Source organism: Providencia sp. PROV267 (genome assembly GCF_028477825.1).
Classification (GTDB): domain Bacteria; phylum Pseudomonadota; class Gammaproteobacteria; order Enterobacterales; family Enterobacteriaceae; genus Providencia; species Providencia stuartii.
Genome location: NZ_JAMPLX010000011.1, coordinates 86,523 through 110,803 on the forward strand (window position 1 = coordinate 86,523; position 24,281 = coordinate 110,803).

Here is a 24,281-nt window from a genome sequence, read left to right on the forward strand (position 1 = left end):
CAGTTAGCGAATCCATCGGTAACGCCATGGAGAGTGGAATATTGAGAACAACCTCACTATTTAACACCATGATGACGCTTATTTGACTGATTTAACTAACCACGCCAAATATCCACTGTCGACCTGATCCAAATCGAGGCTAATCAATTCAGGAGTTTCGTATGGGTGGATTTCCTTGATAGCAGAAAACAATTCAGCTTGGTTTTTATTAGTAGATTTAATGAGTAACAGTACCTCTTTATCTTGTGCGATCTCGTTCTTCCATTGATAAATGGAGGTTATCTCAGGCAGCAATGAAACACAGGCCGCCAAGCGTCTATCTAATAACTGTTGAGCAATCTTGACCGCATTATTTTGGCTGTTTGTTGTACATAAAATAATGCAAGGTTGGTGCTCTTTATAACAATTTACATCATGCTTTATCATCTATATTTCCTTAGAATAGTTATCTAATTCAGAGTGTCCATGATTAAGATTAGATTAAATAACCACAATATGTATGAAGTTTAATCAAGTGATAATTGTAATGTAGTGGTAAATAGTTTCCTACTAGACTATCTAATAAGATATAAGGTTATTAAAACATCTAAGTACGTATTGATGAATAGCGTGTTATTTGTGCATTTAACTCGAAATTTTTGAATTTGTTATTTAATGCTATTTAGCAAAATTAAGATTATTTGTATGAATAATTCGATTCAGCCTGCATTTTTACCTATTGTAATATAAATAAATCATTGGGTTTTGTATATTGTTGATGTTTCAACGTCTATTTTAAATTAAATAAACAATGTTTTTTGTATGGTTAATTATTTAAGGCAATGAACGTGCTTTTTATATGAATGTTATACATTGTCGTTGTCGTTTATAAAATAAAAGTTAATATTATGATGGTTCCTTGTTAAATGCTATTAGTAAATTGTTGTAATTACTAATTACTCTTTGTTACTAAATTTAAATCGTTTTTTATATGTAAAAATAGCTATGTCAATGATAACGATCAATGTCTGACAAAGATATTTAGTTAACATATTTGTAATGATAAAAAATATATTGCTAAGAATTTTTTATTTCCATCTTAAAAACATGTATGGATGCCCGATATGAATAAACTGACCCCATTAAAACCTATACCTACATTGATAGCAGTTGCAATCACACTTATTATTTGGTTCCTAATCCCTGTTCCCGAAGGTGTTAATCCCGATGCTTGGCATCTATTAGCACTCTTTGTTGGAACGATCGCCGCAATTATTGGTAAAGCCCTTCCTATTGGCGGTGTTTCCATTATTGCCATTGCTTTAGTGGCTGCAACGGGAGTGACTAATCCAAACTCCACAAAGGATGCGATAGCGGATGCGTTAAGTGGTTTCTCAAATGACCTGATTTGGTTAATCGGTATTTCTATTATGGTTTCAATGAGCCTAAATAAAACCGGATTAGGCGCGAGGATTGGCTATTATGTTATTTCCTTATTTGGTAAAAAAACATTAGGTATTGCTTATTCACTGGCGATTGCAGAAACAGTACTTGCGCCAGTGACCCCAAGTAATACTGCGCGTGGCGGGGGGATCATTCACCCTATTATGCGCTCCATTGCGGATAGTTTTGGCTCTAAGGCCGATGATGGTACTGCCGGTAAAATAGGGCGTTATCTCTCTTTGGTTAACTATAATATTAACCCGATTACTTCAGCGATGTTTATTACCGCGACGGCGCCAAACCCTTTAATTGTCAGTTTGATTGTCAGCGAAGCTGGAGGAGCAAATGAATTAACTTGGTCAATGTGGGCGCTAGCAGCATTTGCACCTGCTTTGGTGTCGTTAATTTTGATGCCGTTAGTTATCTATTTCATGTATAAACCTGAAATTACGTCAACCCCTGATGCGCCTAATTTTGCAAAACAGCGTTTACAACAATTAGGCCCAATTTCATTACCAGAAGTTATTACGCTTGGCGTGTTTGTGCTATTACTGGTGATGTGGGCAGGTGTACCCGAACACGTATTTGGACCTGCTTATAAGATTAACGCAACAACGGCCGCATTTATTGGACTGGGTATTTTATTAGCCACGGGCGTCATCAATTGGGATGATGTATTAAAAAACAAAGGGGCTTGGGATACCGTTGTTTGGTTTGCTGCTTTGGTGATGATGGCAAGTTTCTTAGGTAAGCTAGGTTTAATTAAATGGATGTCCATCTCAGTAGGGACTTCAATCGATAATATGGGATTGAGTTGGGTTTGGGGAGCATTAATCCTTGTGCTTATCTATGTCTACTCACACTACTTCTTTGCGAGTACAACCGCCCACATTACCGCGATGTTTGCTGCTTTCTTTGCGGCTGGTTTAGCGCTTGGCGCTCCACCGATGTTACTCGGCTTAACCTTAGCATTCTCCTCTTCTTTGATGATGTCTCTGACCCATTACGGCACAGGAACTGCCCCCATTATTTTCGGTTCAGGCTACGTAACACTCGGCGAATGGTGGAAAGCCGGATTTGTGATGAGTGTCGTCAACCTTATTATCTGGATTGGTTTAGGCAGTATTTGGTGGAAAGTCTTAGGTTTCTGGTAATTCATTACTCAAACAAAAACCGCAATGGCCGGAGAAGATCCCGGCCATTTTTTTGTTTAGTAGGATGTCAACAGTAATACAATAGCGGTAGAGATACACGCCGCTAACATCACTTTAGACCAACTGAGATTGAACGATGAGTTCATGGCATTTTTCCATAACAAGCTAATTTCAGCAGGATGAGCATATTTGCGTGTATTAATAGCGCTTTTTATCTGACTAATTTTCTCTGAATCGTTATATGGATGTTTATGTGTGATTGACATATCGACCTACCTTTTTGAGCTGATGCGTAATGTGCTCACTGCATCAAGCCATTGATTAATTATCTATTTGCATTATGTCACCCCAAAATTTCAGAAAAATTGACCAGTTTAATGGCATATTTCCCCATTTATTCGATGAGAAAACAGTCAATAGGAAGGAATAGTGATTGATAACTGTATTTTATTAATGTCATTGGCGTGTTAAGAGGAAATGAAGAGGTTTTCAAAGCCCTATTTAATCAAGAGGCAAAATAGAGATTGGCATAAATGGTATAGACAGTATGATGATGACAATAATGTCGTGATTGATAGGTAAAATAAAATATGCAGTCGCAAAGGAAAGCCGAACTATTTTTAGTGCTGACCACTTTTATTGCCGCATGGGGATGGATTTTTTCTCGTGAAGCTGTACAAGGCATGCCAATATTTGCTTTTTTAGGTAGTCGTTTCTTATTGGCGGCGATCATTCTAGCCCCTTTTTGTTGGGGGAAACGCCATCATATTCGCTTGCAACAACTACCGAGTATTTTGATGACGGGGGGATGGATGGCCCTCAACCTCGTTTTATGGATTTATGCCGTTGCTACAACAGACTCGCTAGGTGAGGGCGCGTTTATCATGAGCCTAGCCATGCTGTTTGTGCCGTTAGTGGGTTGGGTGCTTTTAAAAATACGGCCGACACGTTATTTTTGGCAAGCGTTACCTGTTGCAGTATTAGGCTTAGCGTGTTTAACCCTGTTTAAGGGGCAAGTTCAGTTTAAGAGTAGTCAACTTTGGTTTTTAGCTGCCGCAATCGTTCAAGCCATTTATTTCTGCTATACCAGCGTCTATGCGCGTAGTGTTCCTGTTTTACCTTTAACGGCTATTCAGTTGGCTTGTACGGGCGTGGTTGGTTTGACGTTATCTCTTTTATTAGAGGAGTGGCCAACCACGTTAGCGCCATCGATATTGATGTGGTTTATTGCCAGTGTGGTGATAGCAACCAGCTTACGTTTTATTTTGCAGTTGATTGGGCAAAAAAATACCACTGCCGCGAACGCTGCCATTATTATGATTTTAGAACCGGTGATGACCGTGTTTGTTGCTGCCATTTGGTATCATGAACGGATGCCAATGATCCAAATAATAGGTTGTATTCTTATTTTAAGTGCTCTCTTTTATTATCGATGGCGCTCTTTTCGTGCATTATCAAAATAAGACTTTTACTAAAAATAGTCCTTATAATAGAGATTTTTTAAATTAAAGCAGCTATTATTATTTACATGAGAAAGGTATGGGTAATTAATCTAAATATGACTCTCTTATTTAAATTTTTTAGATTAATAGTAATGCAAACTAAATTTATAATAGGCTAAAGATGAAAAAGATCGCATTAATTTTGGGTATGGCAGGCATTATGACATTATTAGCAGCATGCTCGGACGATAAAGCCGAAATCGCTGAATCTAAAAAAGTTTTTGTGAGTGATTGTGTGAAAGCGTCTGGGAGTCCAGCCGGTGAAACCGCAGATGCTATTAGCGCAATTTGTGCCTGTGCATATGACAAAACAATCGAAAAATACGGTTTGAAAGAATATAAACGTATTGAAGGTGAATTAGCGAAATCAGCAACAGCAGAAGCTGATTTTCAAAAATCAATGGTTGAATTTGTTAATCAGTGTACAAAAGCTGAGCGTTAATTAAGATATATCACAGCGGTAAGTGTCTTGTTACCGCTGTGACTATTATTATGCGCTAAATAACTTTTTATATTGATAAGGCGCACTGCGTAAATATTGTGGTGCAACACTGATATTTTGCCCTAGTTGCGCTGCCGCATGCCAAGGCCAACGAGGGTTGAAGAGTATCCCTCGACCGATTGATACAAAATCCGCTTGCCCAGTAGCGATTATCGCTTCGGCTTGATTAGGCTCAGTAATAAGGCCGACGGCAATCACCGGCATCATTGTATGCTCATGAATAGCTTGAGCGAGTGGCACTTGGTAATTGGGGCTAATAGGGATCTGCTGCTCAGACGATAACCCCCCTGACGAGACGTGTATATAATCACAGCCTAGTGCTTCGAGTTGTTCAGTAAGTTCAATGGATTCAGGAACCCCCCATCCACCACTGACCCAGTCGGTTGCAGAAATTCGAACGCCAACAGCAATATTGGGATTAACTGCATCTCTAACCGCACGAAATACATCGATTAATAGACGACTGCGGTTTTTAAAATTGCCCCCATATTCATCTTGGCGCTGGTTCGCGATTGGCGATAAAAATTGATGCAATAAATAACCGTGGGCTGCATGGATTTCAATAACATCAAATCCCGCATATTCTGCACGTTTAGCCGCATCGACAAATTGTTGTTGGATGTCGTGGATCTCTTGTTTGCTCAGTTCTCTTGGCGGGTGTGAATGACCAAAAGGCAAGTTTGACGCAGAGACTGTTTCCCAGCCATTTTGTTCTTGTTTAGAGAGGCTCTGACCACCCAGCCAAGGGAGATCTGTTGAGGCTTTTCTACCTGCATGAGCGATTTGAATACCTAAGCGTGCATCAGCAAATTGCCTGATATCTGCTAACATGTTTTTTAGGGCGGTTGCCTGTTCATCATTCCAGATACCGAGATCTTTATAGGTGATACGCCCAGCGGGGGTGACTGCGCTAGCTTCGACAATAACTAACGACGCCCCTGAAAGCGCGAGATTCATATAGTGTGAATGATGCCAAGCGGTTGGCATGCCGTCGATGGCGGAATATTGGCACATCGGTGGAACAATGATCCTGTTTTTTAGGGAAATTTGCCCCAAAGCTGCGGGGGAAAATAGGAAGCTCATCTGTCTTGTTCCTTAGTGATCATGATTAATTTATCCATGATACAAGTAAGTTCAGTATCATTTTGTGCTGTTCATGTGGTTTTTTACAGTTAAAGCTCAATTCTATTAGTCACAGAATAATGCAAGTAGATAAGTATAAATTTGAGAACTATGTGAAAAAGTATAATTTTCTGTCTGTTTCTCCTCATTGTGAAAATAAAACACTAAAAAAAAATAGAAAACATAAACTAGTTTGATAATTAAAAATAATTACCCTCTTATAATCGCCAGCTTAGCAATTAAGTAAATAAAAAACAATTAATATTGGTATTAATTTTAATTAATGGTTTTAATGGTGCTAATAGCGTTTTGCTCTAAATTTTTATCTTAAACGCTGATTTTTATGGCTAATTTTTAGGTTGTTATTCAGCAAAAAAATGATCTAGCTCTTGCGAAAATTAATTTTGATTTATATAAGGTCAGGGAGATAGATGTGTATTTACCGTATATTCAAAATGCATATCGCAACATTGAAGATATACAATGGAATAAATTAATACTCGTTTAAGTGTATTTAATTTTCACCTTAAAAATATAATTCTAATAAGGAACTCAATGTGTTAACAATTATCGGTATATTGATCATTCTTTCCATCGTCACCTTGCTTATGATGGGAAAAGTTAGCCCTATCATTGCAATGTCTTGTATTCCTTTTATTGGCGCCCTGATTGCAGGGTATTCAATCCCTGAAATTTCAGCTTTTTTTGAAAGCGGTATCAATAAAGTCTCTAAAGTGGCGGCGATGTTCCTGTTCGCTATTTTATTCTTTAGTTTGATGAAAGATTTGCATATTTTTGATCCTCTTATCCGTTTGATGGTCAAAATGACGCGAGGCAATGTGATCATTGTGTGTGTGATGACCACACTAATTGCGGGTGTCGTGCATTTAGATGGCTCTGGTGCCGCGACATTCCTGATTATTATTCCAGCACTGCTGCCTTTATATCGCCAGCTCGGCATGAGCCCTTATTTAATGTTGTTATTGATGTGCGCCAGTATGGGGATTATGAACATGGTGCCATGGGGTGGCCCATTAGGCCGTGCTTCTGCGGTGACAGGCATTGATGCCGCAACGTTATGGCAAAGCTTGATCCCTGTGCAGATCATCGGTATGGCTGGTGCTGTGGTATTCGCAGTAATTATGGGTTTACGTGAGAAACGCCGTATTGCCGCTGCTGCACTTAAAGGCACAAGTCCGTATCTGATGGACTCTTTATTGCCTGCTAATGAGCAAATAGCGGATGTGAATGAACAAATAAACAAGCCACAAAAGCCATGGATTAACGGTGGGTTAATTGTCGCTTCTATTATTTGTCTGGCATTTGGACTGTTATCGGCGCCTTATGTGTTTATGATTGCGTTATCAATCGCCTTGCTGGTTAACTTTCCTAATCCGAAAGATCAAATGAAGGTTCTCTCTGAACATGCCCCACAAGCGTTAGGCATGGTCGCGATTATTCTCGCTGCGGGTGCTTTCCTCGGTATTTTGTCGGATGGGGGAATGCTAAAATCGATCGCTGAAGATTTAACGGCAATATTACCAACAGAATGGGTCTCTAAAATCCATATCTTTGTTGGCATCCTCGGCGTACCGATGGATATTTTCACCAGTACCGATGCGTATTACTTTGCTCTGCTACCTATTATTCAGCAAATCGCTGAAACGGCTGGTGTAGACCCCTCTTCGGTCGTATATGCAATGGCAATTGGTAATAACGCCGGAACATTTGTTAGCCCATTCTCACCAGCTGCATGGTTGGCAATGGGGCTTGCTGGAATTGATATGGGGCGCCATCTGCGCTATTCATTCGGTTGGATTTGGCTGTTTAGCTTCTTCACCTTAGCGGTAGGTGCTGTACTCGGCTTATATTAAGCCACAGGTTAGCCTTTTAATGCATCGGTGTGCCCCTTAAGATAAGGGGCACATTGTCATTTTTAACGTTTAAAATTGAGGGAAAGGGGCTAAACAGCGCGACACAGCAAAAGTGAAAGTGGGCTGATACGCGATGAAAGCCACTCCATTACCGTCATAGATTCAGATTAAATTGATAGCCTTTTACTTGACAGTTAGGCTAGAATCGGCCTGTTTTTAAATGAATTTGTTACTTTTGAATAAGTAACCCCCCATAACGAGGCCGTTCCGCGGAAGAGATATGTAATACCAACTCTTGATTTCTCACACAACACAGAGGCAAATCTTGCTAAAGGATTTGTTGTTTTTCCTATTTCTGTAGAGAAAGCATGATGAATATGCAATCAAGAAAGTATGGTAGAACGTATCACTATCCGTTCTCACCTGGCACCACCAGTGATGATCGTATCAATAGCGATTGGTGGTCGCACATCCAGAATATTGAACAACTGGTACATACTGAAAAACTCGATGGTGAAAATAATTGCTTAAGCCAATATGGGGTTTTTGCTCGCTCGCATGCTGCGCCAACACAGTCAGCATGGAGCCAACAGATCCGCCAGCGCTGGCAGTTAATTAAAAACGATTTAGGGGATATCGAACTGTTTGGCGAAAACCTCTATGCGATACACTCTATTGAATATCAACATATTGAAGATTACTTCTATGTTTTTGCCGTGCGACAAGGTGACTATTGGCTTAGCTGGGAAGAGGTGAAGTTTTATGCCGCTCTATTTGATTTTCCAACAGTGCCGGAGCTAACCCTCAAGATTGATAGGCAACTTGGGCCACAGGCTTATGCGGCTCAGCTTAGTGAGGCCGCTTCACAAGATAGCCTTTTTGGGGCTTGTGATACGTTTACTCAGCAACCTTGTAGTATGGAAGGCATTGTGACTCGCGATAGCCGCCGTTTTTTGGTCGCTGATTTTATGCAGCATGTCTTTAAATATGTGCGAAAAAACCATGTTAAAACCGATATTCATTGGAAAAGACATTGGCAGCGAGCGAAGTTAGCGTTCGAACGCCAAAAGGGGGAAGTATGAGTTGGCAATTGACTGAACAACGCGCATGGTCACAGCTAGAGGCGCAATTTGATTTTGTGCGTGATATGCGAGGCGTACCGCAAGATGCGCTGCATCATGCCGAAGGTGATGTGGCAACACATACACAAATGGTTTTAGCAGCACTCGAAGCATTACCTGAATACCAACAACTCCCTGTTTTACAGCAAAATATCGTTTGGGCAGCAGCACTGCTGCATGATGTTGAAAAGCGTACGACAACACGAGAAGATGAAAACGGGCGTATTATCTCTCCTGGTCATGCGAAAAAAGGTGAATTATCTGCTCGACGCATTCTTTATCGAGAGGTTGAAACCCCGTTTGCGATACGTGAACAAATCGCCGCTTTAGTTCGCTATCATGGCTTACCTTTATGGTTGATGGAAAAAGTCGACCCTGAGCGGGCGCTATTTGCTGCTTCTTTACGTGTTGATATGTCACTGCTGTGTTTATTAGCAAAGGCGGACGTATTGGGGCGCATATGCCAAGATCAGTCGGAACTCTTGTCTCGCATTGAAATATTTGAGCTATTTTGTCGCGAACAGGGGTGTTGGACGCAACCAAAAGCTTTTGCTTCGGCGGCTGGGCGTTTCCACTATTTTCATCACCAGCGTGGCACTACGGATTACGAGCCTTTTGAGGAGCAAGGAAGTGAAGTGGTTATGCTGTGTGGCTTGCCGGGAATGGGAAAAGATCACTTTATTGCTCAGCATTATCCGCAATGGGAAGTGGTCTGCCTTGATGAAATTCGTCGCGCGCATAAAATCGATCCTGCCGATAAAAATGCGCAAGGTTGGGTCGCTCAACAAGCGAAGGAGCAGGCGAAAGTCTTGTTACGTGCAAAAAAGGACTTTATTTGGAATGCAACTTCACTGAGTGCGTCATTAAGAGCCAGTATGATCGGTTTGTTTGCCCGCTATCAGGCGAAAATTCACCTTATTTATTTGGAAGTTCCCTACAAGCAGTGGCAACAACAAAATCGTCAACGTGACTACGCCGTGCCAGAAAAGGTAATGGAGCGTATGGCAAGTAAATTAGAATTGCCAACACCCGATGAGGCTCATCAAGTTTCTTATGTGATCCAAGGGGAATTTCAGTCACACTAGTTAGAGAAAGGTGACGCCTATAATAGATAGGCGTCATGTGTCAGAGAGATAACCGATTAAGGAACATACACATCCCCGGAAAATAGCTTTCGCGCCGTTCGAATAATGGAAGCTTGTAACCCTTCTGGGAAGTCGCCTTGCTGATTGAGCGAAACATCAAAATGACCACTGAGGTGTTCAATCGAGATATGCTGCATATCGACATTTTTTGTTAAATAACGCTTGATGACGCTATTTTCTAAGATGGTGCCTGTCGCTATTGCAATAGCGCCTGTAACAGCTAATGCACCGTGACACTTATGAGGCATAAAATAGCGAACGTTAACCGTTCCACCATGAATTGCAGGGGAAACCAGAACAGGCTTGGGGATCACTTTTTGGCTGACATCACCTAATCCCATCGCAAGGCCAGCTTGGCGGCGAATGCTCTCTAGGCGCTGCATAAACGCCTTATCCGCTTCAAGTTGAGCCGCGCTCTCATAACCCGTTTTGTTTAATTGAGGGGCGTCAATGAGCACAACTGGCATCGCCATATCGATACAACTGACTTCGACGCCATCGAAAGTATCAATGGCATGGCCCGTGGGGAGTAGTTTTCCAGTTTTTGTACCACACGCATTTAAAAATGTGAGGGCGATAGGGGCAGCATGACCAGGAACGCTTGCAATGGTGGTATCACCTTCATAAACAATATGACCATTTGGTGTTTGTACTGTGGCGTTGACGAAAGTATTCGTATTGATATTACGAATTCGGATTGTTGTTTCATCACCTGTTATAGGCATTAACCCTTTTTCGATGGCGTAAGCGCCAACGGCACAGAGAATATTGCCACAATTAGGCGCGGTATCAACAATACGTTCCGTCACTGAAACTTGAGCAAATAAATAATCAATGTCGGCATCAGGGTGGGGGGAGCGGCTAATGATTGCCACTTTACTGGTTTGAGGGCTACCACCACCAATACCATCAATTTGTAGTGCGTGGCCCGATCCCATAATAGCTAATATGAGTTCATCGCGCTCTTGGATATTCTTTGGTAGGTCATCCGCTAATAAAAATACGCCTTTAGATGTGCCGCCACGCATCAACATACAAGGTATTTTTTTCATGTATTTTCCTATTTAGAGTATTGCTCATTTATTATTTATGCTGTTGATGGCATGAAATAAAAACAATCGCTGCCGATAGCACAGCAAAATAATAGGAAGAGGGCATTTAATATTTAAATGGGATCTCATAAGCTCAGATCCCATTGTTAATTTAATTTGTATTCAGATTATTATTTTCTAAATTAAACCGGAGCTGATTAATATTTCCCACCAGCCTAAACCAATTGTCATATGTACCAGTAAACTTAAGAATGCAACGATACCACCTATAATCCACCAAGAACGAATATCGTTGTAGCCAGCACCGAAGACGATTGGTGCTGCCGCGCCTCCGTAGTGGGTTAAGCTGCCACCGTAAGCATTCGAGAAGAGTAGACCGAGGGCTAGCAGCATTGGTGGTGCACCCGCAACCATACCGACAGTTGCAAACACAGGCACCATTGCAGCGACATAAGCACCGCCAGACGCGAAGAGGTAACGTATCGCAACACTGATAAACATAATCACAAAGAAGGCGAGCATGGTTTGATCACCGAATGAGAGGTGTTGACCCATAACATTGGCTAACCATTCGAAAAAGCCAGCTTTTGTCAGTACACCAGACATCCCGATGATACCGCCGTACCAAATCAAGGTATTCCAGCCACCTTTATTTTTTAGCACATCATCCCAAGTCACAACGCCCAGAATTAATGTCAAAGCCATAACACAAATCGCAACAGTGGAAGCACTGACACCAATTTTATCGGCAAAGATCCAACCCGCTAAAGCTAATAGGAACACAATACTCAGCAGCTTTTCTCTTACCGTCATGGGGCCAAGCTCTTCTAAACCTTTTGCGGCGATCTCTTTGTTGTTGACCTTTTTTAACTCAGGTGGATAAAGCTTATAGATAATGAATGGCGTTAAAATGAGCATGATAAGACCCGGAACTGCGGCTGCAAGCGCCCAGCCTCCCCAACTCAAACTAATCCCCATAATATCGCTCATCATCGCCAGTGCTAACGCATTCGGAGCCATAGCTGTTAGGAACATATAGCTGGTGGTTTTTGTCACCATATAAACGTTCACTAAAAGGTAGTGACCTGCTTTTCGAGGGCTTTTTTCGGGATCTGAACCCAGAGCCACAGCCACACTGTTAATGATAGGGAAAACAATCCCACCAGCACGCGCGGTATTGGAGGGGGTTGCAGGCGCGATAATTAAGTCAAGGATGGCAGTCACATAGCCAAGACCTAATGTCGTACTACCTAATTTACCAATTAAAACATAGGAAAGTCGTTTACCTAACCCAGTGATCACGAAAGCAGCACTGAGTGTAAACGCTGCAAAGACTAACCATGTTGTACCCGAAGCATAACCACTTAAGACCTCGCTCACTTTGACATCTTTAGTGCCAGTCACACCGATGATCGTCGCACTTGCAGCAATGGTGGCTAACAATATTACAGGTTCAGAATAAGGTTTTAGTACCAGCCCGACGATAGCGGCTAAGTAGAGACCAAATAGTAACCAAGCAATATGGGGTAGCCCCTCCGGCGTGGGAATAAGCGATATGATTATGGGAATCGCTATTAGAATAAATAGCTTCCATATTTTATCTTTTTGCATAGGCCAGTTTCCTTAATATTAATACTAAACTTAATTAATATTAAATTTTATGAACTTTAATATTATGAATTTGTTTAATGACAAATTTGGCATGCAGAGATTCGTTGAAGAGTGTCAATCTCTTCTTCAATACCAAATAAGTTATAAATTCGTTAAACTAATAATCAATATTTAATTAACATATCTTTATTAAAATGATTTTTAATTTTCCTATGTTGATTTAAATTTATTTTTTATTAATGAGTAAAATGGATCCTGTCTTTTGAATAAGGTAACCGAGATAAAAACCACGTTAAAATAAGTAAATCAGCACTTCCTCCAGGACTTAAATTTTTTGCGATACATTGATTATCGAATGATTTAATTTTTTCTAAATCAGCAGAGGTTGTTAATCCACCTTGGTCGAGTAAAGTTTGCGCTTGTGTTTTTAACCATGCTAACCCTTCCAATCCACCACGATTGGCAACATTGGTATCATCATTGTTCGCCATTAATAGGATTAACGTTTCAAGTAATGCGAGTTCTTGTGGTTTACCTTCAACAAGTTGTTTTAAATAGTAGGGGAGCGATAAATTGACGACTAATTGATAACCACTTTCAGCTTCACCGCGCGCGCCTGTCAAACCGAAAGATTGATATAACCGCTGGCCTGCTGTAGGACGGATCGTTTTATGTTTTAGTTCCGCGGTAATGCCTCGGCACATTTGTGATACCCCATCACTGATACTCTTGGCTGAAACGGGTTCATGCAGTGCTAATTGGCGACCAATAACGGTTAGTAGTAATCCAAGAGAAAATATTGATCCTTTATGGGTATTAACCCCTTTGGTGGATTGGAACATCGACTTTTCACAAGCTATACCAATAGGGCGAATAAGCGTCAAAACTTGCTCGATGGGGTACTGCTTATATTTGGCGCCTGCCAGTAAAAAGTCAGGAAAATGTTGTGCAATAGCATGAGCACTAAGATGAAAATCGGTCAGCGCCATGTCTTTATGAGCACCAGTATTGAATTTATCAACTAACCCTGGTTTGGGGGTTAAATTGACTTCTGCCATCATGGCTTGCCAGCCGAGTTGGCTGTAGTAGTGCACGATCTCTTGTGTGAGTTGCTCTGTTTGCTCAATCGTGATTGGACGCATTGGCTAGCACCTCTATTTGATGAATAATTTCACTTAATGAATGAGCACGCTCTCGCGCACAGATCTTAGCTTCTTTTTCGCAGATTAAGCAGTGTCTAGGAGGAAGTTGCAGCTCAGAGCGCGAATATTGCCGTCCTTGTGCATCAAAGACATCAAAATCCCATAGACGACCGACCGCTGATAACTCTTCTGCTTCAATTAAGGCAGTTTTAACCTCAATGGCATCGGCATCGACTGCCACGAAACATTCAGGGCCTGTTGGTAAAGCGAAAGATTGTTGTGCTAAAAGTACCCACTGCCTGCATTGAGCCACCTGTTTAAGCGCATTTAATCCCTGATTAAAGATTTGCCTGACAAGATGATTATCTTTAACAGGTCCAGGAAAAACGACAGTAAACGAAATCAGGGTTACCTGATGGAGACCAATCCATTGTTGTTGCCGAGCCTGACGAACATCACGGCTTGCCAACAATTCAGATAAAGAAATTTCAGGTTGCTCTATCGTATCAGGCAGTGGGTAAAACATGGTGTTACTCCTTAACCTGATGCACGACATCAATTACAGAGCCATCGCGATAACGAACTACTGCCACGACTTTGTCTGTAAATTCAATCGGATTAGGTTTACCCGTTAACAGTTCAGCACGTTCGCGTAACCAATCAATGGAGACCGTTTTTATGCCCTGACTTTCCAATTGCTGTTTTAGCTCAGGACGGGCAGGGTTGACGGCAATACCATGGTCAGTGACGAGAATATCGACGCTAGAGCCGGGGGTAACACAAGTGATCACTTCATCGACTAAAGTTGGAATGCGACCACGTACTAAAGGTGCAACAATGATTGACAGTTTTGATGCAACCGCGGTATCACTGTGTCCGCCAGATGCACCGCGGATCACGCCATCTGAGCCAGTTAACACGTTGACATTAAAGCGTGTATCAATTTCGAGGGCGCTGAGTACAACAACGTCAAGCATATCAACAGAGGCCCCTTTTGAGTCAAAGCAAGCGTATTGATTGGCGCTGATTTCGATGTGATTCGGGTTGCGGGCGAGTGACATTGCCGCAGCACGGTCAAAACTCTGCACATCAATTAACTTGCGAATAAAGCCTTTTTCATGCAGATCAACAATCGTGGATGTGATACCCCCTAATGCAAAACCTGCACAGATGTTATGGCGACGCATTTTGTCTTCAAGGAAACGAGTGACGGCAAGTGAAGCACCGCCAGTCCCCGTTTGTAGTGAAAAACCTTCTTTAAAGTAGCCTGATTTTTCGATGACGTCTGCGGCTGTTCGCGCAATCAGTAATTCACGCGGATTAGAGGTCATACGAGTTGCATCGGCACCGATTTTGTCGGCATCCCCCACACGCGCTACTTTGACGATATAATCGACTTCATCTTGTTTGATGCTAGCAGGGTTATGTGGATAAGGGAGTAACTCTTCGGTTAGCATCACGACTTTATTTGCCGTTTCGGCATCAATTTTTGCATAACCTAATGAACCGCAACAAGCTTCACCGGTATAGCCATTGGCATTACCGTATTCATCACAAGATGGAACACCAATAAAAGCCACATCGATATTCAGTTCGCCGCTATGGATCAGGTTAGCTCGCCCACCATGCGAGTGAATCTGTACTGGTTCAGCTAATTCACCACGGGAAATGGCTTCTGCTAATGGCCCACGAATACCGGATGTGTAAATTTTGCGGATAACGCCATGGCGAATATGTTCTACTAATGGGGAATGGCAAGCACTCAACGAGCTAGAAGCCAGAGTGAGATTACGGAATCCCATCTCTGCAATCACTTGCATGACAAGGTTGATGGTCAAATCACCGCCACGAAAAGCATGGTGGAATGAAATGGTCATGCCATCTTTTAAACCTGAACGGCGGATGGCGACTTGCAAATCATCACACAGTTTGCGATTGCGGGGTTTTTGAACTTGTTGTTGTACTTTGCCAATATCTTTAAATTGACGAGGGGCATCGTCAGTTATATGGTCAAAATAGGCTGATACGCGTGCCTGGCGCTGTGTTATCGTTGTCATTTTCAATGCCTCACTCTTCTCGAATACCTGATAATGCCGCTCGTGAAAGCACTAAGCGTGCTCGGTCAATGACAGGGCCATCAACCATTTTTCCGTTCAGTGAAACCACACCACGGCCTTCTTGTTCCGCGGCATTGGCGGCATCAACAACGCGTTGGGCGTGATCCACTTCTTTTTGTGTCGGCGCATAAAGGTTATGAAGGAGTTCGATTTGACGAGGATTAATTAAGGATTTGCCATCAAAACCAAGTTGCTTAATGTGTGCGGCTTCTTTTAAGAAACCTTCTTCATTATTGGCGTCAGAGTATACGGTATCAAATGCTTGAATACCGGCTGAGCGTGCAGCTTGTAAAATGGCGCACCGAGCATAGAGGAGTTCAATACCGTCTGGAGACCGCTCGGTACGCAAATTGCGGACATAGTCCTCGGCACCTAATGCGATGCCAATAAGTCGGGGTGATGAGTGAGCAATGTTGACTGCCTGTGTGATCCCCATCGGTGATTCAATAGCAGCAAGCAAACCGGTGCTACCAGGTTCGCGACCACAGCTTTTCTCAATACGTAAAATTTCATTTTCGATATCAATAACATCTTGTGCTGTATCTGTTTTGGGTAAACGCACAATATCAGCACCACCGCGAACAACGGCTTCTAAGTCTGCGACGCCGAAAGCGGAATCCAGAGCATTGACACGAACAATGGTTTCAACATCCTGATATAAAGGGTGTTGTAGCGCATGATAGACCAAACGACGAGCCGTATCTTTTTCGCGCAAGGCGACGGAGTCTTCAAGGTCGAACATCAACGCATCGGCTTTGTAAATAAATGAGTTACTCAGCATTGCGGCATTAGAGCCGGGGACAAACAGCATGCTTCTACGCGTCCGAGTTTTTCTTTCCGGTGTCATTATTTGTCCTCCCAAGGCAATGCAGTGATATCACATGCTCTTGCAAGCAAGGCTTCTAGGCGCGCTCTAAGAACACATTCAAGGGCACCCTTATCATCAATAATGATTTGAGCGCCTTCAATTTCATGTTGTTCAATCAATTCAAGGACAATTTTTTCAATCGCATCACCAAACTGTTTCTCAACACTACTGCTGATTTGTATTGAAACTTCCTGCGTGTCTTCTAAGGGTTCTATTCGTACCATGACATCGCTTGATTCAAGCGTGCCTGCAACGGCTGCGTGGAGTATTTTCATAGTTCACCTGTGACTAATTCAGAATTTTCGATACGGTGAGGGGCCGATGTTGAACGGGAAGCTAACATATCCTCTAAATAGCGATAGGTTGCCTCGGGAACAATCGGCTTGATCGCCGCAAGATCTTTTTTAGCAAGCAGTCTACGAACTTGTGAGGCGGATACCGCCGTGCCGTCATAGACCATTCGCGGAAATTCAACCAGCTCAATAGGTGGATAACTAAGCGTGCGAGTTTCGAGCCAATAGCGCATGTCTTCGTTATATTGATTAGTGACTTTGCAAAAAGGCTCAGTGCCCACAAAACGGTGTGTGATCCCCAGTGCTGGTGCAATATATTGACGGAAAATTTTGATATCGATTTCGGTATAACAATTATCAACAACGGCTTTGTCCTTGATGAAATAGCAGGGAAAAGTCGCTCTTGAGATGATGTATTCAGAGCCTTTGTGGATAGTGAGATTTTCAATTCCTTTGGTGCCTGCCTCAATCAGTGCTAAGCGAACGCTATAAGGGAACCGTGAGGTATCTTCTTTGACGACAAATAAATGTAGCCAATCACAAGATTGAGCGGCTTTTTCGATTAAATAGCGGTGACCCAGAGTGAATGGATTGGCATTCATCACGATAGCACCTATTTTTTTGCCTTCTTTACGGTAGTTTTTTAAGTTTTTAATATAGCGTTTTAAGTAACAACAACTATTTTCCATTAATACCATGATATTTGGCACAGTAGCCAAAGTATGGAATCCACATTGTTGAAATAAACTTTCGTTTTGAGTTTTAGTATAAATGAAGAGATGGGTTGTATTATTTTCGTAGGCAAGGTTAACTAATTCAGTGGCTAATTTTAATGCAAGACCTTCACCACGAACATGATCACTGATAGCCACACATTTAATAACATTTTTAGCGAGGCCACCACATGCAATTAATTTATCATTGCGCGTAATTGTAATAAAAACGTCAATGCTTGAATCAATATCGAGGTCGTTCTCTTTTAAAAACTGAGCAATTTCAGCTAGTTTCCTGTTCTCATGACGTTTTACTTGGTGAAACGTTATGTTTTCGAACATATTAGTATCCTGCATCTCATATAGAGATGTTTTTAAGTTGTTACTAATGTTAAAGTTAATTAAATAAAACTCTTAATATTAATTTAATAAATAACTCATTAGCTTTTTATTTAATTATCCTTTTCGATATTAATATTAATGCTTATAGCATTATTATATTTGACCTGTTTCATGTTTCTAAAAGGAGTTTGTATTTGTTTAATGGTTTTTATGCACTTTATTATGGGATATGTTTTTTATTGCTTGGTTTTAATGGATTTAATTATTAATATGGTGTTTATTTGCTCGCTAAATCGAGTCTAGTGTGTGTTATTGGCTTGCTTTTCGTGTAACAATATTTTTACTTTTCAGTAGGTAACATAGGGTATCTCATGGCAAAAGAGCATCAACGTTCTCTATTTAGAAAAAATAAATCGATATCCTTTTCAGTACGGGTGTTCTTTTTGCTATTACTCGTTTCTGTCGTATTGACTTTTAGCCTAGGCAAGTATTTCACCGACACGGCAGAAAACCGTTTAATGGCCAATATTCGCTCTCTTGCCATGAGTCAGGCGAAGCTGATTGCATCGATGGAAGGTATCGTCCAATCCGTCAAAACCAAAGACATTCAAAGCCTCAAAGTGATTGCAGATCAACTAAATCAAGATTCAGATTATGATTATGTGGTGATAGGGGATGAAAATTCGATGCGCTTATATCACCCAAACCAAGAAAAGGTTGGCTTTAAAATGCAGTGGAATAAACCCGGTGCATTGGAACGAGGTGAAAGCTATTTTATTGACGGTGAAGGGTCTATAGGGAATGCTGTACGCGCAAAAACGCCGATATTTGATGAAAATAATAAGGTGATTGGGGTGGTGTCTATCGGGTACCTCACCAATAAAATTGAAACTTCCCGTAGTGAATTATTTGTACAAACGGGAGCCACCTTTTTTGGGGTTTTGGTCATCTTGCTTTTTTTGTCATGGGCCTTTACTCGGTTGATCCAACGGCAAATGCTGGGGATGGAGCCAGAGCAGATCGCGCAAATGGTGGTTATGCAAAAAGGGATCTTTGAAGCCGTTTTCGAAGGGGTGATTGCCGTTGATTGTGAAGGGCGCATCATTAATATCAATCACAACGCACGCAAAATGCTCTCCCTAAGTGAACCATCTAACCATTTGGTTGGGCGCGCTATCAGTGAGTTAGTGACGCCGGCAACATTTTTTATTAATGATATCTCTACCACACAACATGATGTCATTTGTTCCTTCAATGGGTTAAATGTGATTGCAAACCGCATTGCATTACACGATGAAAATCACTTAATTGGCGCGGTCATTAGCTTTCGTAGCCAAAATGATATTGAATCTCTCAATTCCCAATTGACACAAGTACGTCAATACGTTGAGAATTTGCGCTCTTTGCGTCATGAACACCTTAATTGGATGTCAACGCTGAGCGGCCTTCTACAAATGAAGGAATATGATCAAGCACTAGCGATGATCAAAGGGGAATCTGAGTCACAACAGCAGTTGATTGATTCATTACGCAAGCAATTTGCCGATAAGCAAGTCGCTGGGTTACTGTTTGGTAAATATCACCGTGCCAGAGAGCTTGGGGTGCAATTGGTATTTATAGAAGGGTGCCAATTGAGTTCGTTACCGCCGTTACTTAGCAGTACAGAATTTTGTGCCATTTTGGGGAATCTTCTGGACAATGCGTTTGAAGCAAGCTTGAAAAATAATGAGGGTAATAAGCAGGTTGAGTTGTACCTTTCTGATGAAGGGAGCGAGTTTGTGATCGAAGTCGCGGATCAGGGCTGTGGTTTCCCTGCTGAAATGAAAGAAAGGTGGTTTGAAAGAGGTATGACAACAAAAACGGAGTCAGTCGATGGGCACGGCATTGGCTTGTATCTTGTGGCTTCGTATGTCAAAAGGTGTGATGGTGTGGTTATAATTGAAGATAATCAACCACATGGTACTCTATTCTCAATTTTTATTCCGAAAGTGAAGATGCAAAATGATTAAGATAAAAATCCTCATTGTGGAAGATGAACTCTTATTAGCAGAAATGCACGGTGAGTATATAAAATCCTATCCCGCTTGCGATAAAGTTTGGGTTGCAGGTGATTTGGCTCAGGCCAGAAAAATGATTGAATATATGAAGCCTGATCTCATCTTACTCGATAACTATTTGCCTGACGGTAAAGGCATTGATCTGGTTCATGAATTGATCCAAGAAAGAAACAACGCCGATATCGTATTTACCACGGCGGCGAGCGATATGGAAACTGTCTCAGAAGCTATCCGCTTAGGTGTGTTCGATTATTTGGTGAAGCCTATTGCTTATGAGCGCTTAGGGCAAACACTCGATCGCTATATTCAACGTAAATCAGTGTTACAGGCAGGGAGCAAAACAAATCAAAGCCAAATCGACGATATGTTTAATACTTATGCACGGGGGGAGGCCAAAGAGGAACTACCAACAGGGATTGATGCGTTGACACTCGAAAAAGTGCTCTCACTTTTTGCACAACCCGATGCGGAATATACCGCCGAGACAATTGCAGAAACAATTAAACTGAGCCGTACAACGGCACGCCGTTATTTAGAGTACTGCTTAGCTCAACATAAAATCGAAGCGGAAATTGAGTACGGCAAAGTAGGGCGGCCTCAACGAATCTACCGTGCCGTTCAAAAATAGCGGGTAATAACATCATGAAGTCTGCATAAACAAACAGCAAACCGTTTTTATGCAGACAAGCAGGATTATTTTTTAAGGTTATTTTCGAGGATCAACACTTTCTTTTCTGCTCTTTCATTTCCCTGAGAGGCGGCGAGCTTATACCAGTAAAGTGCTTTTCTATCATCCTGTTTGACGCCCATACCGTATTGGTAGCATGCTCCCGTGGCATATTGTGCGTCATTATTACCGTGTTGGGCTGCGCGAATAAACCAGTGACAGGCTTTTGCTTGGTCAGCAGGCACACCATCACCCCTCGCATAAATTAATGCTAAATTAAATTGAGCAGAAATTTCACCTTGTTCGGAGGCCAGTGTTAGCCATTTAATCGCGGATTTCACCTCTTTTTTCACCCCCTGACCATGCAAATAGAGCATACCTAAGCTATTTTGTGCGGGTGAAAAGCCCAGTTGAGCTGAGCGTGAAAAGTATTGATAGGCTTGCTGATAATCGGCTTTATCGTACATGCCAGTGGCGGCTTGATAACCCAATAAATAAAGAGCCTGGGGATTATTTTGCTTTGCTAGCGACTGGTAGATTTGTTGTGCTTTTTGGGGGGCTTCAGTAACGGCAATGCCTTTTTCATACCAGTAAGCTAGCATTAATTCTGCGGGTTGAAAATGTTGTGCTGCCGCCTTAACCAACCAAGCTTCGGCTTGTTGTTTATTTTTAGGCAATAATTTATCAACGCCGCTCAGAGTATATTCAGCCATATTTAATTGGCCTAGAGGGTCGCCTGCTTCAGCCGCTTTTTTCATCCAAAACAGCATTTGTTCTGGGCTCTTATCGACGCCATTGCCTTGTTGATACAGCAACGCAAGGTTAATTTGCGCTTTTGTAAACCCTTGCTGAGCCGACAAACGATACCACTTAGCGGCCTCCGTTAACTGTTTTTCGGATTGAAGCAGCATAGCAAGGTTAAACTGAGCTTCGGCTTGTCCGTCCTGCGCACTTTTGAGCAACAGTTGTTTGTCTTGAGGGGGAGACAAAGGTGCTGCATAACTGTTAAGCGCAAAGGCACTGCAAATAACGAACAGTGACAACAAAAATTTTTTCACTGAAGATCCTTTTATTAACGTATCTACCATAAGGTTAACTCGCTGTTTTCCCTAGCGCAATAAACAATCTCTTTCAGGTGGTTATCGCAAAATAGCTATTTGTGCTGCAAAAGGAATTTCTGGTGATAAAAAAATAAAAAATTATGAACCTTTTGTATGAGCTGGTGGTCTTAGTAATAAGTATATTCTGTTTGCTTGCGTAAACATTCATATATTTACCCTCAACATTCATTTCTTTACATGAAGTAATGCAATAATGCAGCTATGAAATGGTAGTTTTACTCGAAGTAACTAAGATCCTTAAGTAGAATGCATTATGCCCAGCCGATTTGCTGGGCTTTTTTTTATCTAACTTCCTTCAAATCCCACCTGATTAGTTCTGTGAATAGATAGATGGAGTGTGGTTCCATACGACTCCCATCGGCGTGATTAAATATCAAACAACCCATCCCAAATAGAGTATCCAATAATAGATTTTTTAGTCGGACGGCACTGTCATATAACAATCCACCGAGGGAAAGATATAAGATTATTAATTGAAATGAGCTTAAGGTAAATTTAATTATCTTAGTTTTAAAATTAGCACAAAATGCTTAACATTTACGTATCAATTGGTTAATTAATATCCAGTATTAACTGTGTAAATTAGCTATAAAAGTGACCTTATTCACGATATCGAACTATTTATGGGGTAATTAGTACTAGCTAAATCTTTATTTTTGGTGCATAAATAGCGTATATTGCTTAATTGATTTTCGCATTTCTAGCGGTATTTATCACTATCAATGTTGAATAAATAATCAAATCTGCTTTAACTCATTGAATTTTATGTTTGTGATTCATAAGCATCCTATTACACACAGTGATGTCGAATTTGAAGGTTAATGTATCGGCGGGAAGTTAGTGAATTTAACGCGTTTAACCGGACAACTTTGGATTTTTAAACTGGAATTCTTGAGACAATAACAATGCTGAGGGTATAAACAGTACCCCATTTAGCTTTTTTTGCTTATGTACAGGTTGTCATAGAGGTAACTAGTGTCCACAACTAACAACAAAGAGGAAGTCAGTCTTAACGCGTTTAAGCAACCTCGCTCGTTCTATCTCATCTTTTCTATTGAACTTTGGGAACGTTTTGGTTATTACGGTCTCCAAGGGATCCTCCCTCTCTACCTAAGCCAAGTGCTGGGCATGTCAGAAACAGAGTCAATTACTTTGTTTTCTGCTTTTGCTGCATTAGTTTATGGCTTTGTTGCTATTGGGGGATGGTTAGGCGATAAAATTCTCGGCACAAAACGCGTTATCGTTCTCGGTACGTTAGTGTTAATTGCTGGTTATGCTTTCGTCGCATATTCAGGGCACGATGTCTCCATGGTGTATATCGGGCTAGCAACGATTGCTGTTGGGAATGGTTTATTTAAGGCTAACCCATCATCGTTACTATCCACTTGTTATGAAAAAGATGACCCGCGTTTGGATGGTGCATTCACCATGTACTATATGTCCGTTAACATCGGCTCTCTTTTCTCGATGTTAGCAACGCCTTGGTTGGCAAAACATTATGGTTGGGATATTGCCTTTTCCCTCAGTGTTGTCGGCCTCGTTATCACATTGATTAACTTCTTTATGTGTAAGAAATGGGTTGCCGATCATGGTTCTAAACCTGACTTTGCTCCAATAGTGATTTCTAAATTGCTAGTGACTATTGTAGGGGTTGTGGCTCTGATCGTGATTTCTACATGGTTACTGCACAATTTGGAGATCGCTCGTGCAGCATTGGGTATCATTTCGCTAGGGATTATTGTTATCTTTATTAAAGAAACCTTAGCGCTAAATGGCTCTGCACGTCGCCGCATGATTGTTGCACTTATTCTGATGTTAGAAGCTATCGTCTTCTTTGTTCTGTACAGTCAGATGCCAACCTCGCTTAACTTCTTTGCGTTACACAACGTTGAGCATGAAATATTTGGAATATTCTCTGTTGAACCAGCACAATATCAAGCATTAAACCCATTCTGGATTATTATTGGTAGCCCAATTCTGGCGGCAATCTACAATAAAATGGGCGATCACTTACCGATGCCACACAAGTTTGCTATCGGTATGTTGCTATGCTCGGCAGCCTTCTTGGTGTTGCCATTAGGTGCGAAATTTGCCAACGAGGCGGGGATAGTGTCTGCTGGCTGGCTCATAATTTGTTACGGTTTCCAAAGTATTGGTGAACTGATGATCTCAGGTCTCGGCCTCGCGATGGTAGCGCAATTGGTTCCTCAGCGTTTGATGGGCTTTATCATGGGAGCATGGTTCTTAACTAACTCTGCTGCTGCATTTATTGCCGGTTACGTAGCATCCTTGGCCGCTGTACCAGAAGGGAAGGTGACAAGTTCACTTGAATCACTATCCGTTTACAGTGATGTCTTCTTGAAAATTGGTATTGTAACGGGTGTGATTGCGATTTTGATGGTGATTACTGCTCCAATGTTGAATCGTATGACATTGGCACAAGATAAATAACGCAG

21 protein-coding genes are annotated in these 24,281 nt (G+C 41.5%); 9 read left to right on the top strand and 12 right to left on the bottom strand.

Features of this window, described 5'->3' with window-relative positions; genetic code table 11:
* Positions 1-78 precede the first annotated feature (78 nt).
* Entirely contained in the window at positions 79-426 is a 348-nt protein-coding gene (gene cutA, locus PR709_RS08995; RefSeq protein ID WP_004918729.1) for a divalent-cation tolerance protein CutA, read from the bottom strand.
* 677 nt (positions 427-1,103) lie between these two features.
* On the opposite strand from cutA, the gene PR709_RS09000 reads away from it, so the two are divergent.
* Positions 1,104-2,576: a DASS family sodium-coupled anion symporter gene (locus PR709_RS09000; protein ID WP_014658088.1), complete on the top strand. Its 1,473-nt coding sequence runs from the start codon at positions 1,104-1,106 to the stop codon at positions 2,574-2,576.
* A gap of 56 nt (positions 2,577-2,632) precedes the next feature.
* On the opposite strand, the gene PR709_RS09005 is transcribed toward PR709_RS09000, so the two are convergent.
* The gene (locus PR709_RS09005; protein WP_004918732.1) at positions 2,633-2,842 is read right to left on the bottom strand and encodes a hypothetical protein; all 210 of its coding nucleotides are present in this window, start codon (positions 2,840-2,842) and stop codon (positions 2,633-2,635) included.
* Positions 2,843-3,166: 324 nt separating this feature from the next.
* On the opposite strand from PR709_RS09005, the gene PR709_RS09010 reads away from it, so the two are divergent.
* Positions 3,167-4,039: a DMT family transporter gene (locus PR709_RS09010; RefSeq protein WP_004918734.1), complete on the top strand. Its 873-nt coding sequence runs from the start codon at positions 3,167-3,169 to the stop codon at positions 4,037-4,039.
* A gap of 160 nt (positions 4,040-4,199) precedes the next feature.
* Complete coding sequence (locus PR709_RS09015) at positions 4,200-4,520, top strand: hypothetical protein (RefSeq protein ID WP_004918736.1); 321 nt, start codon at positions 4,200-4,202, stop codon at positions 4,518-4,520.
* A 48-nt stretch (positions 4,521-4,568) separates the two neighbouring features.
* On the opposite strand, the gene PR709_RS09020 is transcribed toward PR709_RS09015, so the two are convergent.
* The gene (locus PR709_RS09020) at positions 4,569-5,663 is read right to left on the bottom strand and encodes an NADH:flavin oxidoreductase/NADH oxidase (protein WP_004918738.1); all 1,095 of its coding nucleotides are present in this window, start codon (positions 5,661-5,663) and stop codon (positions 4,569-4,571) included.
* A 596-nt stretch (positions 5,664-6,259) separates the two neighbouring features.
* On the opposite strand from PR709_RS09020, the gene PR709_RS09025 reads away from it, so the two are divergent.
* The 3 genes from PR709_RS09025 to PR709_RS09035 all read left to right on the top strand — a co-directional run bounded on the left by PR709_RS09025 (position 6,260) and on the right by PR709_RS09035 (position 9,782).
* A complete protein-coding gene (locus PR709_RS09025) occupies positions 6,260-7,576 on the top strand; it encodes a CitMHS family transporter (protein WP_014658090.1) in 1,317 nt (438 codons plus the stop codon).
* Between the two features lie 371 nt (positions 7,577-7,947).
* Entirely contained in the window at positions 7,948-8,658 is a 711-nt protein-coding gene (locus PR709_RS09030) for an RNA ligase family protein (protein WP_014658091.1), read from the top strand.
* Positions 8,655-9,782, top strand: a complete 1,128-nt coding sequence (locus tag PR709_RS09035; RefSeq protein WP_061064147.1) for an AAA family ATPase — start codon at positions 8,655-8,657, stop codon at positions 9,780-9,782. Before PR709_RS09030 ends, PR709_RS09035 begins: the two co-directional genes overlap by 4 nt.
* A 56-nt stretch (positions 9,783-9,838) precedes the next feature.
* On the opposite strand, the gene PR709_RS09040 is transcribed toward PR709_RS09035, so the two are convergent.
* The 8 genes from PR709_RS09040 to citC all read right to left on the bottom strand — a co-directional run bounded on the left by PR709_RS09040 (position 9,839) and on the right by citC (position 17,980).
* A complete protein-coding gene (locus tag PR709_RS09040) occupies positions 9,839-10,894 on the bottom strand; it encodes a 4-oxalomesaconate tautomerase (RefSeq protein ID WP_036943769.1) in 1,056 nt (351 codons plus the stop codon).
* 177 nt (positions 10,895-11,071) lie between these two features.
* Positions 11,072-12,505, bottom strand: a complete 1,434-nt coding sequence (locus tag PR709_RS09045; protein WP_004918749.1) for an anion permease — start codon at positions 12,503-12,505, stop codon at positions 11,072-11,074.
* Positions 12,506-12,741: 236 nt separating this feature from the next.
* A complete protein-coding gene (citG, locus tag PR709_RS09050; protein WP_154598726.1) occupies positions 12,742-13,647 on the bottom strand; it encodes a triphosphoribosyl-dephospho-CoA synthase CitG in 906 nt (301 codons plus the stop codon).
* The gene (citX, locus tag PR709_RS09055) at positions 13,628-14,173 is read right to left on the bottom strand and encodes a citrate lyase holo-[acyl-carrier protein] synthase (protein WP_036943774.1); all 546 of its coding nucleotides are present in this window, start codon (positions 14,171-14,173) and stop codon (positions 13,628-13,630) included. Before citX ends, citG begins: the two co-directional genes overlap by 20 nt.
* Before the next feature lie 4 nt (positions 14,174-14,177).
* Positions 14,178-15,704: a citrate lyase subunit alpha gene (citF, locus tag PR709_RS09060; protein ID WP_004918753.1), complete on the bottom strand. Its 1,527-nt coding sequence runs from the start codon at positions 15,702-15,704 to the stop codon at positions 14,178-14,180.
* 10 nt (positions 15,705-15,714) lie between these two features.
* Positions 15,715-16,611: a citrate (pro-3S)-lyase subunit beta gene (gene citE, locus PR709_RS09065; RefSeq protein WP_004918754.1), complete on the bottom strand. Its 897-nt coding sequence runs from the start codon at positions 16,609-16,611 to the stop codon at positions 15,715-15,717.
* The gene (gene citD, locus PR709_RS09070; protein WP_004918755.1) at positions 16,611-16,907 is read right to left on the bottom strand and encodes a citrate lyase acyl carrier protein; all 297 of its coding nucleotides are present in this window, start codon (positions 16,905-16,907) and stop codon (positions 16,611-16,613) included. Before citD ends, citE begins: the two co-directional genes overlap by 1 nt.
* Entirely contained in the window at positions 16,904-17,980 is a 1,077-nt protein-coding gene (gene citC, locus PR709_RS09075) for a [citrate (pro-3S)-lyase] ligase (protein ID WP_036943776.1), read from the bottom strand. The genes citD and citC overlap by 4 nt, the downstream gene beginning before the upstream one ends.
* Positions 17,981-18,351: 371 nt before the next feature.
* Between citC and dpiB the strand changes: the two genes are divergently transcribed.
* The gene (dpiB, locus tag PR709_RS09080) at positions 18,352-19,989 is read left to right on the top strand and encodes a sensor histidine kinase DpiB (RefSeq protein ID WP_014658097.1); all 1,638 of its coding nucleotides are present in this window, start codon (positions 18,352-18,354) and stop codon (positions 19,987-19,989) included.
* Positions 19,982-20,665: a two-component response regulator DpiA gene (gene dpiA, locus PR709_RS09085; RefSeq protein WP_004918761.1), complete on the top strand. Its 684-nt coding sequence runs from the start codon at positions 19,982-19,984 to the stop codon at positions 20,663-20,665. Before dpiB ends, dpiA begins: the two co-directional genes overlap by 8 nt.
* A 65-nt stretch (positions 20,666-20,730) precedes the next feature.
* Here dpiA and PR709_RS09090 read toward each other — a convergent pair whose 3' ends face one another.
* Positions 20,731-21,762 (bottom strand): SEL1-like repeat protein, encoded by a 1,032-nt coding sequence (locus PR709_RS09090; RefSeq protein ID WP_053110732.1) that lies wholly within the window; start codon positions 21,760-21,762, stop codon positions 20,731-20,733.
* 1,038 nt (positions 21,763-22,800) lie between these two features.
* Between PR709_RS09090 and dtpA the strand changes: the two genes are divergently transcribed.
* Positions 22,801-24,276, top strand: coding sequence for a dipeptide/tripeptide permease DtpA (dtpA, locus tag PR709_RS09095; RefSeq protein ID WP_004918766.1), 1,476 nt, complete (start codon positions 22,801-22,803; stop codon positions 24,274-24,276).
* The last annotated feature ends 5 nt before the right edge of the window (positions 24,277-24,281 follow it).